This is a genomic window from Robiginitalea aurantiaca (assembly GCF_030380815.1).
GTDB lineage: Bacteria > Bacteroidota > Bacteroidia > Flavobacteriales > Flavobacteriaceae > Robiginitalea > Robiginitalea aurantiaca.
The window spans coordinates 1-15,238 of record NZ_JAUDUY010000001.1 but is presented as its reverse complement, the minus strand read 5'-3'; the positions used below and the strand labels follow the sequence as shown (position 1 = coordinate 15,238).

The following is a 15,238-nucleotide window of genomic DNA, read 5'->3' as shown; positions in this document are numbered from 1 at the left end:
ACCCCGGGAGCGCTAATCGTTTAGCTTGAGAACAGCCATAAAAGCCTGTTGCGGGATCTCAACATTACCTACCTGCCGCATCCGCTTCTTTCCCTTCTTTTGCTTTTCGAGCAGCTTTCGTTTTCTGGAGATATCCCCCCCGTAGCATTTGGCGGTAACATCTTTACGCAGGGCTTTAATCGTTTCCCTGGAGATGATCTTAGCGCCAATAGCCGCCTGTATCGGAATGTCAAATTGCTGACGCGGGATCAGTTCCTTGAGCTTTTCGCACATTTTTTTACCGATGTGGTAGGCATTGTCGGCATGCACCAATGCGGAAAGGGCATCCACCATCTGGGCGTTGAGCAGGATATCCACCCGGACCAGTTTGGAAACCCGCATCCCGATTGGGGCGTAATCAAAAGAGGCGTATCCCTTGGACACGGTCTTCAGACGGTCGTAGAAATCAAAGACTATTTCCGCCAGGGGCATATCAAAGTTCAGTTCCACACGATCCTGGGTGAGATAGGTCTGATTCGTTATTTGTCCGCGTTTCTCAATACAAAGCGACATGACGTTCCCTACAAAATCAGCTTTGGTGATTATCGAAGCCTTGATATAGGGCTCCTCTACACGGTCCAGGGAGGAAGGGTCCGGCAGGTCGGAGGGGTTGTTAACGATGATAATGGCATCAGGGTTCTTCCTGGAATACGCGTGATAACTCACGTTGGGGACGGTCGTAATTACCGTCATATTGAATTCGCGTTCCAGGCGCTCCTGAATGATTTCCATATGCAGCATGCCGAGGAAGCCGCAGCGGAATCCGAATCCGAGGGCCGCACTGCTCTCCGGGGCGAAAACCAGGGAGGCGTCATTGAGCTGCAGCTTCTCCATAGAAGCCCTGAGCTCTTCAAAATCTTCTGTGTCTACAGGATAAATCCCGGCAAAGACCATAGGCTTTACGTCTTCAAAGCCTGAAATAATTTTTTGGGTCGGATTTGCCGCATCAGTAATGGTATCCCCCACCTTCACTTCGCGAGCATCCTTTATTCCCGTAATCAAATAGCCCACATCGCCTGTGGAAATCACTTGCTTTGGATGCTGTTTTAGCTTTAGGGTTCCCACTTCGTCCGCGGAATACGTTTTCTCAGTGGCCACAAACTTAATCCGCTGCCCTTTCCTGATTTCTCCATCGATGACCCGGAAATAGGTCTCCACCCCGCGGAAGGGATTGTAAACAGAATCGAATACCAGGGCACGAAGGGGCTCTGAAGGATCTCCCTGGGGGGCAGGGATCCGCTCTATTATCGCCTTGAGGATGTCTTTGATTCCGATACCTGTTTTGGCGCTGGCGGGAATCACTTCTTCAGGCCGGCAGCCGAGTAATTCCACGATGTCATCGGTAACCTCCTCCGGGTTTGCACTCGGCAGGTCCACCTTGTTGAGGACGGGAATGATCTCCAGGTCATTTTCAAGGGCCAGGTACAGGTTAGAAATGGTTTGCGCCTGAATACTCTGGGCTGCGTCCACTACCAGTAAGGCGCCTTCACAGGCCGCAATGGACCGGGAGACTTCATAGGAAAAGTCCACGTGACCAGGAGTGTCAATCAGGTTAAGGATGTAAGTTTCACCTTCAAATGGATATTCCATCTGAATCGCGTGGCTCTTTATGGTTATCCCCCGTTCGCGCTCAAGGTCCATATTGTCCAGCAGTTGATCCTGCTTTTCCCGTTCCGTTACCGAACCCGTTGCATCGAGCAAGCGATCGGCAAGGGTGCTCTTCCCGTGATCGATATGGGCAATAATGCAGAAATTCCGAATGTTTTTCATGCGCAAAAATAGGGTGCAAAGATAGCGGAAATACGGCTTAATCCTGCCACTCGGCGATAAACAAATTGGTATCCCTTGTACCCCCGTTGTTTCGGTTGCTGGAAAAAATCAAATGTTTGCCGTCGTTGGAGAAAACCGGAAAAGCGTCAAAGGTCTTTCCGTGGGTGACCCGCTCTATGCCGGTGCCATCCGTATTGATCATATAGAGGTTAAACGGAAATCCGCCTTCGGCCTCAAAATTACTGGAGAAGAGAATCTTATCTCCGTCCGGATGAAAGAAAGGACTCCAGTTGGCATTGCCCAGGTAGGTGAGTTGTCTCAACTCGCTCCCATCGGCATTGCAAATGAATAATTCCATATTGGTGGGTTGCACCAGGCCGCGCTCCAGCAGGCCTTTGTATTCGGCGATTTCTGCATCGGTTTTCGGGCGGGAAGACCGAAAAATGATTTGGGTGCCATCCGGAGAAAAGAAAGCGCCACCGTCGTAGCCCAGTTCATCCGTGATCTGCTTAACACCGCTGCCATCCAGGTTCATGGTATAAAGCTCAAGGTCCCCGCTGCGGTCTGATGTAAAAACGATTTTATCACCTTGAGGCGAAACGGTTGCCTCTGCATCGTAACCGGGCTCATCGGTGAGCTGGGCCGTGATGTTCCCTTCCAGGTCCGCCACAAAAATGTCGAAGGAATCGTAGACGGGCCAGACATAATTACCGTTTTCCCGCAACGGGACTTCCGGACAGGCTTCGTCCCGAAGGTGGGTTGAAGCATAGACGATGTGCTGGTTATCCGGCAGGAAATAGCCACAGGTGGTTCTCCCCATGCCTGTGCTCAGCATGGGAGGCGCCTTATCCGAAAAGGTCTCGCCAACGTTCATCAAAAACATCTGATCGCAATTAACGCCCCAGGCGTCATAATTGGATTGAAAAATCACCTTGCTGTCGTCGAAACTCCAGTACGCCTCGGCATTGTCCCCCCCGAAGGTTATTTGGCGAATGGAAGAAAAGTGTTTTTCGCCCGGGTATATCAGGGTGTCGGACGCATTGGCCATAGGGCTTTCTGAAGGGGCCTGCTGGGTTTCCCCGGTTTTTGGGTCGCCTTTACAATTGGTCAGAAGTATTCCCAACAGGACAAAATAAAAGATTCTCATAGGTTGTGTACTTTTGACAAAAGTATAAGCTAGTTATGAAGATCAGCACATTTTTGTTGGGAATTCTTTTATTGGGGCTTTCCTGTAAGGATAAGGAATTGCCAAACATCTCCATGGAGGAGGATGTTCGTATTTTGGCCAGTGATTCATTGAAAGGGCGTGAAACGGGCAGCGAAGGCGCGCAAATGGCCGCCGAATACCTGGAGGGACGAATTAAGGCCCTAGGATTAAAACCCATTACTTCAGAAGGGGACTTCGACCAGGAATTCAGCTTTAAACCGAGGCGCGATCCGCATTCTGAGATTGAATTCGGATCAGTTAGCGACAGCAGCCTGAACGCCCAGAATGTACTCGGCCTGATTGACAACGGCGGAAAACGCACGGTAATCCTCGGCGCCCATTTTGACCATTTAGGCTTGGGCGGGGAAGGTTCGCTCTACAGGGGTGAGCCTGCAATCCACAATGGTGCCGACGACAACGCCAGTGGGGTAGCGGTACTCCTGAAGCTGGCAAAAATGCTCAAAGAGTGGCCGGAGGCCAGGGATAATTACCTGATCATCTTCTTCTCCGGGGAGGAAATGGGTCTTTTAGGTTCCAACTATTTCGCCAAAAATCCGGAGCTCAATCTGGAGGAAGTGCCCTATATGATCAATCTGGACATGGTGGGCCGCCTCAGGGACGAGAAAACGCTGTCGGTAAGCGGTACAGGGACTACCCCGGTCTGGAGTCAACTACTCAATAGCCTGAACCCGGGCTTTGAACTCGTGCTGAGTGAGTCCGGAGTGGGCCCCTCAGACCACACTTCCTTTTACCTGCAGGACATTCCTGTTCTGCACTTCTTCACCGGGCAACACGAAGACTATCACAAACCCTCGGATGATGCCGAGCTCCTGAATTATGAAGGGATGGATTTGATCGCCACCTACATCCTGGACCTGGCAAAGGCCATGGAAAAACAGGAAGAGGTTGCCTTTAGAACCACAAAAAATGAAAGCGAGGAAGTTCCCCGTTTTAAGGTTGCCTTGGGGGTGATCCCGGATTACCTGTTCTCCGGGGAAGGGATGCGCATCGATGGTGTCAGTGAAGACAAGCCCGCCCAGAAGGCCGGCCTTAAGAAAGGGGACGTGGTCATACAGATGGGCGACAGTACTGTCGTGGACATGATGAGCTATATGCGTGCACTTTCCGTCTTCGAATCCGGGGATGAAACCACCGTTGTGGTGGAGCGGGATGGGGAGAAAGTAAGCGCCAGGATTGTATTTTAAGACCTGACAGGCCTTCCCGGCAGGGCTTGAAAATCAGAATGCCGCGCGCTGCTGATGTGTATATTGCGTTTTCCTGTGAGGCACAATTGTAAGCACCGCCGGGACTTTTGTAGGAAAAATGTTATAGATTTAGCTCTGGCCATTCAAAACGTGAAGCTCAAAATCCTACTTATCGTTGGGTTGTTCCCCCTGCTGCTGACCAGCCAAAGCTTTCAAATCTCAGGATCCGTAAAGGATACGGACGGGATTGGGCTTCCCCTGGCCAATGTCCTGCTTTTAAGGGCATCGGACAGTGTACAGGTGAAAGGCACTTCCGCAGATGACCTGGGCCGTTTCACCCTCAAAAACATCGCTCCGGACCTCTATTTTTTAAAGGCCACCTATTTTGGATATCAGTCCGTACTGGTCCCACTGGAAGTGCAGGGCGACATCCGAATAGGCGCCCTGATCATGGAAGAAGACGGGACGGAACTGGATGAAGTTGTCGTTACGGGACAGCGACCCACAGTTGAGCGCCTGTCCGACAGGGTGGTTTTCAAGGTTGAAAACACCGTTATAAGTGAAGGGAGTACATGGGACATCCTTAGAAATGCCCCCGGGGTAATTCCCGTACAGGACAACCTGGAGATTCGCGGGCAGAGTGCCACAGTCTATATAAACGACCGGAAGGTCCAGTTGTCGCAGGCCGAAATACTCGACCTCCTCAAAGGCCTCGATGGCAATGTCATTTCCGCAGTAGAAGTTATCCCGGTTCCCCCGGCGAGTTTTGAGGCTGCTGACGGGCCGGTGCTCAACATCCGAACCCGGCAGAATATCGTCCCCGGGTATAAAGGGAGCGTCCGGGCACAATACATTCAGGCTGTTTTCCCCAAGTATGCTTTTGGGACCAGCCATTACTACAAATCAGGCAAATTCGGGGTTTTTGCGAATTACTCCATAAGTCCAAGGAAGGAATTCAGAGAATCTGAAAACAACATCAATTTTATCGATGACCAGAACACGGTGTTTTCGCGCTGGAAGACGGATACAGACCGGACCTCCCGCACACAGGCACAGCAGCTCAACCTCATCCTGGATTACGACATTTCCGACCGGGATCAGCTAAACTTTACCTCCAACCTCACGTTTTCCCCGAATAAGACCTATGGTTACCAAATTGAAACCGTGATGCGCAACGGCCAGGGCGTCGTGGATTCCACGCTGAACACGCTTCAGGATACCAAGGAAGACCAGGTGAATACCTCTTACGACCTGAACTACACCCGCAAACTTAAAAAGGAGGGAGCCTTGCTTAAGGCAAACGGGCATTACACCTATTATGAAGAGAAAAGTGCTCAGGACGGCCTAACGAGTTACTTCGATCCTGCTGGCGTCCTGCTTCGGGACTTTCTCTTTAACACCGATGCCAAACAGAACATCGACATCTTTACGGGCCAGGCAGATTTTTACACCCCCATTTCCTCAGGCAGCTTCGAGGCAGGGATTAAGACCTCGGTGATCCGGTCGAGGAACCGGATCGATTACCTTGTGGGAGAGGACAACCAGCGTTCCTTTGATATTGCCCTTTCGGACCGCTTTAACTATGACGAGGAGGTTTATGCCGCTTACGCGAGCCTGAATAAGACCTGGGATCCCTGGACGATGAAGGTAGGTTTGCGGGCTGAACAGACCGAGGTCGAAGGCCGGTCCCTGACCCTGGAAGAAGTGAACCTGCAGAGCTACCTGGAGTTTTTCCCCTCCCTATATGTCTCAAGGGACCTCACAGAGGACCAGAGCATGGCTTTTAGCTACAGCAGGAGGCTGACCCGCCCAAATTATGCCGACCTGAATCCGTTTCGTTTCTTCCTGAATGAAAATGACTTTGTTGAGGGGAATCCGAATCTGGTGCCTGCCTTCAGCCACGAATTCAACCTGAACTGGACCCTGAATGACACCTTTTTTGTGGATCTTTATTACCGGGACAATGGCAGATACCTGAGCACCATCAGCTTTCAGGACAATGAAAACCTGACCCTCAGGCAGACCAAGCAGAATGTAGAGAGCGCCGTTTCTTACGGCCTGGATTTTACCATTTCCACCTCGATTACCCCTTTCTGGTATCTCTACTCCTATAATTCTGTGTTTTACGAAGACAACACCTTTTTTGCGGAAGAGAGCGACATCGAAACAGCTACCAACAAAGTGACGGGGTTTTACGGGTATTTAAACAATTCCCTGACGCTTTCAAAGGACGGTAGTTTAACCGGAGAAGTCAGCCTGCTCTATCTGAACAGGTTTTTGGACGGCGCCTCCGTGATGTCGGAAACGATCACCCTTAACCTGGGGTTGCGAAAAACGCTCTGGGAGGACCGGGCCATTATCTCCCTCACCGCAGAAGACTTGCTCGGCAGGGCAAATGCGACCTTTACCACACGGTACGCCAATCAGGACCACACCTATTTTGCCCGTCCGGAAACCCAGTTCGTCCGCCTCGGTTTCACCTATAAATTTGGGAACTTCCGTTTGCAAAACCGGGATTCGGATCTGGATAAGGACGAGCTCCAACGTATTGAAAATGAGTAATCCCACTGGAGTTTCGGGGTAATTCGTAATTTTGCACTTCCAAAACGTCAGTCATGCCCAGAATAGGCAGTATTGAACTTCCGGAATTTCCCTTGCTGCTCGCGCCCATGGAGGATGTGAGTGACCCCCCTTTCCGCACCCTTTGCAAAGAACAGGGAGCCGACGTAATGTACACGGAGTTCATCTCCTCAGAAGGGCTTATTCGCGATGCCGCCAAGAGTGTCATCAAATTGGACATATACGAGAAAGAACGCCCGGTGGGCATTCAGATTTTTGGAGCGGAACTCGATTCGATGCTTCAGGCCATCGACATTGTAACCGAGACCAATCCGGATATCATTGACATCAATTTTGGATGTCCTGTTAAAAAAGTGGTTTGCAAGAATGCGGGAGCAGGAATCCTGAGAGACATCCCCCTGATGGTCAAGCTGACTGAGGCCATGGTTAAGCGCACACATCTGCCTGTTACGGTCAAAACCCGATTGGGGTGGGACAGCGATTCCATTAAGATCGTAGAGGTGGCTGAACGCTTGCAGGACGTGGGCATACAGGCTATTTCCATTCACGGGCGTACCCGGGTGCAGATGTACAAAGGGGAGGCGGACTGGAAACCGATTGCCGAGGTTAAGAACAACCCCAGGATGCATATTCCCGTTTTCGGGAATGGGGATGTCAACAGCCCGGAGGCTGCCATGCGGATGCGCGATGACTATGGGCTTGACGGGGCGATGATCGGGCGGGCCGCCATAGGATATCCCTGGTTTTTCAAAGAGGTAAAACACTTTTTTAAAACCGGCGAACATTTGCCGCCACCCACCATGGAACAACGGGTAACCGCTGCGCGGAGGCACTTGCAGATGTCTATTGACTGGAAAGGCGAGACCCTTGGCGTGCTGGAAACCCGACGGCACTATTCCAACTACTTTAAAGGGATTCCAAACTTCAAACCCTACCGGATGAAAATGGTCACCAGCGACGACGCTGCAGATGTCTTTGAGGCATTCGACCAGGCGATGGAGGCCTTTTCCGACCACGTTTTCGCTTAAAAGCCTACCCTGCCTTGAGGAGCTTGTAATTGATCCGATTGCTGGCGATTTTTGCCGCAATAACTCCCAGGACGATGATGGTTCCCAGAACGAGAAGGATATTCAGCAGTTGAAATTCCACAGGGTACGCCAGGGATGGGGTGATCATCAGCCACCCAAAATACTGCTGCGAAAGAATAAGGATACTGCCGATGACCAGGCCGATAAACCCTCCCGCACTTGTAACCAGAACGCCCTGCACAAAATAGATTCGCCTCAGGTCTTTTAAGGTTAGCCCTAGGGAATACAGGGTGCGCGAGTGTTTTTGTTTGTCCAGGACCATCATGATAATGGCACCCACCACATTAAAGAGCGCAATGATAAGCACGAGGGTAAAGATGAGGTATGTGGCCAGGTTCTCCGTATTGAGCATGCGATACAAGGTCTGGTTGAGCTGCCGCCGGTTTTTAAGCACGATGTCCGGGCCCATGATTTTTTCGATCGCCTCTCGTGCGCTATTTTCATCAACGCCCGGGGCCAGTTTGAAATTAACGGCAGACACCTGTTCATAGTCCCTTTCGAGCAATGCCTGTACCAGGGGCAATTCGGCAAAGACGTATTTCTGATCGAGGTTTTTTTCCAGTTGATAGACCCCGCTGAGCACAAGGGAAAGCTGGTTATAGGGTTTTTCACCTAACCCGCCGCTTCCCAGCCCGCCTTTCCCGGGTTTTGGGGCAAGGACGATCAGGGGGCTGCGGTAATCCTGTACACTAAGGCTTAGCAGGTTTGCCATCCCGATGCCTGTAACGGTTTGCTGTCCGATCAGGTCCCACTGTCCGGTAAATAGGGCGCTATCGATTCCCGTGGTCAGCGTATAGGCACTGTCCACTCCTTTGATATAGGCAATACTGCTTTTCTGGTTGTGGGTGAGGTACACCCGTTCTTCCAGTTCGGCAGAGAGGGACGCAATTTCCGGAAGCGCGTTCAGGGCTTCGGCTGTGGAAGGGGGGAAGGTGTATATTTTGCCGTTTGCGGGAAGGGCCTTGAGATCCGGATCGAAGGTATTGCTAAAGGATACGCTGAAAGATTTTAAGCCCGAAAACCCTGAAAGGACGATGAAGAGTGCAGCCGATCCAATCACGATCACCGCAAAGGTGACCATGTTGATTATATTAACGGCGTTCTGACTGCTTTTTGAGCGGAGGTATCTTTTGGCGATGTAGAGTGGAAATCTCACCCTCAGGACTTTTTACGGCGATCCAGCAAGTCCGGATTTTCTATGGGGTCTTCTCCGTCCTTCAGGGATTTCTCAATGTTTTCGATATAGTCCAGGGAATCATCCAGGAAAAAAAGAAGCTCAGGGACTCGTCTGAGTTGGTGTTTGGTACGCTGGGCGAGTTCGTGCCGGATAACGACCTTATCAGCCTGAATGCCCTTCATCAGCGGGGCCGCCTCTTTGGGGGGAAAGATGCTCACATACACCCGGGCATTCGAAAGGTCCGGGGCCACATGGACCTTGGAGACCGAGAGGATGACACCCTTTAGCCCCCCATCCGTTGCCAGGCGCTGTAAAATCTCAGCCAGATCCTGCTGTAAAAGTCCAGCTATTTTTTTCTGTCGTTGACTCTCCATGGGGTAAAAATACAGACAAAGTGTGTAATTTCGCAGGAGAACACGGGAGAATGCGAAAAATTGAACATATTGGGATTGCCGTCAATGACCTGAACGCCTCAAATGCGTTATTTGAAAAGTTGTTTGGGACCCCTCCGTATAAAACGGAAGAAGTTGGCAGCGAAGGGGTGCGAACCTCGTTTTTTAAATCGGGACCGAACAAGATTGAACTCCTGGAAGCGACCCGTGAGGACAGCCCGATTGCCAAATATTTGGATAAAAAGGGAGAGGGGATACACCATATTGCTTTTGACGTGGAGGATATTCATGCGGAAATCGCCCGTCTGAAGGAAGAAGGGTTTATCGTTTTAAACGAATCCCCCAAAAAAGGTGCGGACAATAAGCTTGTGGCTTTTCTCCACCCGAAAACCTCAAATGGGGTATTGGTTGAACTTTGTCAGGAAGTCCCTTCGGAATAGGCACGCCGGCAGTTGCGGCCTCCGAAAAATAGTTTTAATATTGCAGACGCTTTTGGATGATCAAAAGCATCGACATACTGAATACCAGCCTAAATAACGGTCCTATAGCTCAGCTGGTTAGAGCACCTGACTCATAATCAGGGGGTCCCTGGTTCGAGCCCAGGTGGGACCACATCACTCAGAAAACCCACGCCTTCCGGCGTGGGTTTTTTCATTCCCGGAAAAAACCCAAGCTTGCTTGAGGTTTCGGACGGGGATGGAAAAACGCGCTTCGCGCCAGCGAAGTGCTCTGTTTCTATTTGCAGGAGCGGGCCTTCTCTGGTCGCTTTCGACGCAGGAGAAAGCAACCCAGGTGGGACCACATAAAACCTCGTAGACATCCAATGTTTATGGGGTTTTGTTTTTATAGGGTGCACGTAAGGGTGCTTTTAAATCCAAAAACTATATATCAAAGGGGGCACCCAAAAAAAAGACATCGACCGGGGGGGTCTTGCTCAGGGGTAGGCCGAGAGTGTCGGAAACATATAGCTTCAGAAAAACCCAACCGCCTCACTCATGCTGTACCGGTTGAACGGAGTCATCTGTTCAGGTGAGTAGATGTGGATCTGCTGTAGCTGAAACCTTTTAATGCACCAGGCGAAGAAAGCCTTGCTTTTAATAGTTGGATTGGTGGCTCGCTGGCATATCTGCTTGTAGCGTTGACATTTCAACAATTCCTGTTCTGCGTATTCCACAAATTCTGATTTAACCATCTTCTTTAAGCACATCTTCTATTGCTTCTAATATTCCATTATGCATTTCTTCCAACTGATCATAACGTTGTATTTGATTTTCCTGACTTCGATAAGCTATCTTTAAAATATTCCTCGGTATTGGAGATTTCAGAAGCCTATTTAAAATCACGGTGGCGGTTTCATCATTTTGAAGCGTACGGAGTCCTTTTACATAATTAAATTCATAAGAGTCCTGTTCATAACGCCAAAATTCATCTGATTTATGCATCCTTTTTTCTAATCTTATTTCATAATCCTTTTGCCAGAAAATTGTGTTTTCATAGTAGTAAGTTATGTATTCTACAACAGCTGTATATTTTCCATATTCAGTAATTCCAGATTGCCTAAGGTTTTGGTAACCAGCCCCTCGCCAAGAAGACTTCATTACTTCAGTTTCCAGGCCATTTTCGAGACTGTCACGGTTAAATCCAGTGTAGTCGTCATGATTTAAAAAAGCTTTTATCCTTTTATTTTCTTCAACATAAAATTTCCTGTCTTGCTCGAGAAAATACTGATTCTGCTTGATGTCATCTACAATGCTTTGAAATATATTCCTTAATTCGATTTGGCCTTTCCGCCCCTCATTCCAGTTATTTACTTGTAATGCCAAAAGGATACCGACCATAACGAGAAAAATTTCGCCCACAGCATAGCGGAGGTATTTTAGAGGTTTGTTTTGATCGGCGAATTGCCTGCGGATTTTGCGAAAGAAGTTGATCATGAGAAAGGTTTTAGTTTCTCAGAAGGTACAACATATAAAACCCCTGGCACCCTCAATCTGACAAGGGATTTAACAATTAACACGACTCCATAGGTCAGGATTCAGGCTGTAAGTGCTTTTCAGATTATAATTTCCTTTTTCGTACTTTGAAAGAGTAACGGCCAACCCAACCATGCCACGCTTCTTCAATCGAATCCGAAAACAACTCGCCAAAGAAAACAAGTTCTTTCAGTATTCCAGATATGCCATTGGTGAGATTGCACTGGTGGTGATTGGAAAGTCATATTCCCCAAAGCCTGGTGTTTATTGGAAAAAAATAGTATCTGCTTTGCACCTATCATTAAGTGGAGTTGAGGACACCCCCCTTTTATAACACTAACCCCTGAATTCTTAGTCACGATCCGAATATTATAACCAGGCACAGTAGGGAACATTTCTTCTATTCTTGGTATATTAAGCAATTCCAGTGAATGCTTTTCTAATGGATTTAAAAACGCTTCAATGCTCGAAACGGACTATTTAATTATTGGCAGTGGAGCCGTTGGCATGGCCTTCGCAGACACCCTACTCAGTGAAACCGATGCGCGGATACTTATGGTTGATCGTTATGCCAAACCCGGCGGCCATTGGAACGTAGCCTATCCCTTTGTAAGCCTGCACCAGCCCAGTCAGTTCTATGGGGTGAGCTCCAAAGAATTGAGTAATGGTCAAAAAGATACCACGGGACTGAATAAAGGACTACTCAGTTTAGCCTCAGGGACTGAAGTGAGCACGTATTTTGAAGCAGTGATGCGCGATACCTTCCTGCCGTCAGGGCGGGTGGAGTATTTTCCTTCCTGTAATTATTTGGGGAATTGCAAATTTGAATCTGAGACTACGGGAGAAGAATATGAGGTAAAAGTCCATAAGAAAATAGTGGACTGCACCTATTTAAAAACAAGTGTTCCGGCCACGCACACCCCAAATTTTGAAGTGGCCAAAGGAACTGTTTTTATACCCATAAACGAGTTACCCAATACAGCCACTGATTCAGCCGAATATGTCATCATCGGCGGAGGTAAAACAGGTATTGATGCCTGCCTGTGGTTGCTGGAGAACAAAGTAAGTCCGGATCGGATTACCTGGATCGTTTCCCGGGACGCATGGCTGATCAATCGACAAAACATTCAACCTGCAGAGGAGTTTTTCGACACCACTTTCGGGGCTATGGCCAATCAGTCTGAGGCAATTTCCAAAGCAAATACTGCTGGGGAGATCTTCGAAAATTTAGAGGATGCAGGCGTGCTTTTGCGACTTGACAAAACGGTTCGACCTACAATGTTCCATGGGGCTACGGTCAGTCCAATGGAACTGGCCGCATTACAGGAAATTAAAAACATTATTCGCCTTGGGCGTGTTCAGCGAATTGAAAAAACGCAAATAGTACTGGATCAGGGGATATTACCTACTACCCCAAACCACATTTATGTAGATTGTTCGGCATCGGCCATTTCAAATGCTGCTGTTAAAACGATTTTCCAGGGAAATACAATAACGCCCCAGACGGTTCGCTCGTATCAACCTGTTTTCAGCGCGTCCTTCATTGCCTATGTCGAAGCAAATTATAAAGACGAGGACACCAAAAACAGGTTATGCCAGGTAGTTCCCTTGCCCAATCACGATACAGATTGGATTTCAATGACGGAAGCTCAAATGGTCAATCAATTTATTTGGTCTCAGGATAAAACCCTCCGCGCCTGGATGCGAAAGAATCGTTTGGACGGGTATAGCAAATTGCTGACAAGCGTTGATAAAACCGATGCCAAAAAAGGTGCCATTTTAAAGAAGATGCGAAAGTATAGCTTACCGGCCATGCTCAAGCTGCAGCAGCTGCAGAGGGAGTTGGATGCCAATAACCGGACTCCGATTAAAAACCCGCAGCTCGAAGTCAACAAAGATGTGTTTTTTAAAAACCGCATTTCAGAAACCCCGGACGCGGAATTGGAACTGAAAAATGGAGAGGTGTTGCTGAAGGTGGAAAAATTCGCCTATACCGCCAATAACATTACCTATGCCGTGGCGGCGGATATGGTCGGGTATTGGCAGTTCTTTCCCTCCAGGGGTGAAAACGCTGCACGTTGGGGCGTGATACCCGTTTGGGGTTTTGCCCGGGTCGTAGCCTCAAGGTCGGAGGGCATCCCTGTTGGGGATCGGTTGTTTGGGTTTTTCCCACCCGCGAAGCACGTGAAAATGACTCCTGTAGGCATCTCTGAAAGACGTTTTATAGATGGAGCTGCACATCGCACTAGATTGCCCAAAGGATATAACAGCTATCAGAGGATTCTTAATGAAAAGAACTACAACCCGGCCTTTGATCGGGAGCGGATGTTATTTTTCCCGCTTCTGGTGACCTCCTTTTGCCTGTGGGATAGCTTAAAGCAAGCAAATTGGCACGGGGCTAAAAGAATTATTATCCTGAGCGCTTCGAGTAAAACCAGTATTGGCCTGGCCTATGCCCTGGATGCAGATGCAGAAGCCCCGACCTTCATGGGGATTACTTCTGACCGCAACCTGCCCAAGGTGGAGGGATTGGGCATTTATGACCAATGTTTAAGCTATGATATGATTTCAAGCATTGATGCGGACATCCCTACCGTAATAGTCGATATGTCCGGAAATTCGAAAGTTCTGGCCGCCCTGCATACCCGTTTGGGAGCCAACATGAAATTCACCCATAATGTGGGACTCACACATTGGCTCCATACGAAAGCCCACGAAGGGATCATCAGGGAAAGGAGCGCTTTTTTCTTTGCACCCGATCATATACAAAAACTAATTCAGGAATGGGGACCGGATCGTTTTGAACAAGAAACTTCTGCCTTCCTGATGACAACCGTGAAGAAGACCAGAGCCTGGCTCAATTTCAGGCAAGTCAATAGCCTGGAAGCGTTGGCAGCATTGCATCCTGCAGTTTGCCAGGGGACTCTACCTCCTGATGAAGCTTTGGTGGTAGAGCTGTAGGACGTCGAATGCCATTTATCTTGACACCCCAGGCCCGGCGCACAACCCTCACCAGCTCAATTATCCACCGAGAATTCCATATCTTTAAGTTTGGATACCCACCCCTAAAACCAAATCACCTCCTTACCAACCTGAAAAAAATATGAGAACAGCCGCCTTCATTTTAGCCTTTATACTACTGATCGGATGCAAACAAAACACTCCCAAAACGGAATTTCTGGGAATGGTAAACCTGGAAGTTACCGGAAACTCCAAAGCAGTTGCCCAGTTCGAAAGAGGCCTGCTTTTGCTGCATTCTTTCGAATATCAGGATGCCCGGGAAGCGTTCAGGGAGGCCCAGGAACTGGACCCTCAAATGCCCATGGCCTATTGGGGGGAAGCCATGACCTATAATCATAGCTTATGGCATGAACAAGATTATGATGAAGGGGCGGAGGTGTTGAAAAAACTGGACGCCATAGACCTGGAAAAAAACGCCACGGAACTGGAGCAGGATTTCATCGCAGCGGTGGGGATTCTATTTCAATCCGAAACTGAAAAACAAGAGCGGGACTTAGCTTACGCAGGCTTTATGGAGGGACTGTCCAAAAAATACCCAGACAACCACGAGGTGGCCGCGTTTTATGCACTATCGCTTTTGGGCTCTGTCCCCGATGGCCGTGATGAGGAGTTATACGGAAAGGGCGCTAAAATAGCCCTGGGAATTTTGGCGGAAAACCCCAGCCATCCCGGGGCCCTGCACTATACCATCCATTCATACGACGACCCCAAGCACGCCGCATTGGCCCTGGAGGCCGCCCACGCCTATGCTGAAGTCGCTCCGGATGCCAGTCATGCTTTGCACAT

11 protein-coding genes, 1 tRNA gene and 1 pseudogene are annotated in these 15,238 nt (G+C 49.1%); 8 read left to right on the top strand and 5 right to left on the bottom strand.

The annotated features are described in order from the left end of the window. Positions 1-12: 12 nt before the first annotated feature. Together lepA and QU605_RS00060 are read right to left on the bottom strand one after the other, a co-directional pair. Positions 13-1,809, bottom strand: coding sequence for a translation elongation factor 4 (lepA, locus tag QU605_RS00065; protein WP_289723215.1), 1,797 nt, complete (start codon positions 1,807-1,809; stop codon positions 13-15). 37 nt (positions 1,810-1,846) lie between these two features. Next, positions 1,847-2,956 carry a TolB family protein gene (locus QU605_RS00060; RefSeq protein WP_289723214.1) on the bottom strand — a complete coding sequence of 370 codons (1,110 nt, stop codon included), beginning with the start codon at positions 2,954-2,956 and terminating at the stop codon, positions 1,847-1,849. A gap of 35 nt (positions 2,957-2,991) precedes the next feature. On the opposite strand from QU605_RS00060, the gene QU605_RS00055 reads away from it, so the two are divergent. From QU605_RS00055 to dusB, 3 genes are all read left to right on the top strand, one after another. After that, positions 2,992-4,221 (top strand): M28 family peptidase, encoded by a 1,230-nt coding sequence (locus QU605_RS00055; RefSeq protein ID WP_289723213.1) that lies wholly within the window; start codon positions 2,992-2,994, stop codon positions 4,219-4,221. Positions 4,222-4,371: 150 nt separating this feature from the next. After that, a complete protein-coding gene (locus tag QU605_RS00050) occupies positions 4,372-6,783 on the top strand; it encodes an outer membrane beta-barrel family protein (RefSeq protein ID WP_289723212.1) in 2,412 nt (803 codons plus the stop codon). 53 nt (positions 6,784-6,836) lie between these two features. Next, positions 6,837-7,829 carry a tRNA dihydrouridine synthase DusB gene (dusB, locus tag QU605_RS00045; protein WP_289723211.1) on the top strand — a complete coding sequence of 331 codons (993 nt, stop codon included), beginning with the start codon at positions 6,837-6,839 and terminating at the stop codon, positions 7,827-7,829. Positions 7,830-7,833: 4 nt separating this feature from the next. Here the strand turns inward: dusB and QU605_RS00040 are convergent, their stop codons facing one another. Beyond that, positions 7,834-9,045 carry an ABC transporter permease gene (locus QU605_RS00040; protein ID WP_289723210.1) on the bottom strand — a complete coding sequence of 404 codons (1,212 nt, stop codon included), beginning with the start codon at positions 9,043-9,045 and terminating at the stop codon, positions 7,834-7,836. Positions 9,046-9,047: 2 nt separating this feature from the next. Then, positions 9,048-9,440, bottom strand: coding sequence for a 30S ribosome-binding factor RbfA (gene rbfA / locus QU605_RS00035; RefSeq protein WP_289723209.1), 393 nt, complete (start codon positions 9,438-9,440; stop codon positions 9,048-9,050). 50 nt (positions 9,441-9,490) lie between these two features. Here rbfA and mce point away from each other — a divergent pair, with 50 nt between their 5' ends. Beyond that, on the top strand, positions 9,491-9,898 hold the full coding sequence (gene mce / locus QU605_RS00030; protein WP_289723208.1) for a methylmalonyl-CoA epimerase: 408 nt from the start codon (positions 9,491-9,493) through the stop codon (positions 9,896-9,898). A 98-nt stretch (positions 9,899-9,996) separates the two neighbouring features. Next, positions 9,997-10,070 (top strand) — tRNA-Ile (locus tag QU605_RS00025). A gap of 572 nt (positions 10,071-10,642) precedes the next feature. Here the strand turns inward: QU605_RS00025 and QU605_RS00020 are convergent. Further along, entirely contained in the window at positions 10,643-11,392 is a 750-nt protein-coding gene (locus QU605_RS00020) for a DUF6090 family protein (RefSeq protein WP_289723207.1), read from the bottom strand. A 172-nt stretch (positions 11,393-11,564) separates the two neighbouring features. Between QU605_RS00020 and QU605_RS00015 the strand changes: the two genes are divergently transcribed. The 3 genes and pseudogenes from QU605_RS00015 to QU605_RS00005 form a co-directional block, all read left to right on the top strand. Continuing rightward, positions 11,565-11,765 (top strand): hypothetical protein, encoded by a 201-nt coding sequence (locus QU605_RS00015; protein ID WP_289723206.1) that lies wholly within the window; start codon positions 11,565-11,567, stop codon positions 11,763-11,765. 128 nt (positions 11,766-11,893) lie between these two features. Continuing rightward, positions 11,894-14,392: a DUF2855 family protein gene (locus QU605_RS00010; protein WP_289723205.1), complete on the top strand. Its 2,499-nt coding sequence runs from the start codon at positions 11,894-11,896 to the stop codon at positions 14,390-14,392. Between the two features lie 142 nt (positions 14,393-14,534). Continuing rightward, positions 14,535-15,238, top strand: a pseudogene (locus tag QU605_RS00005) (tetratricopeptide repeat protein); the annotation flags it as partial.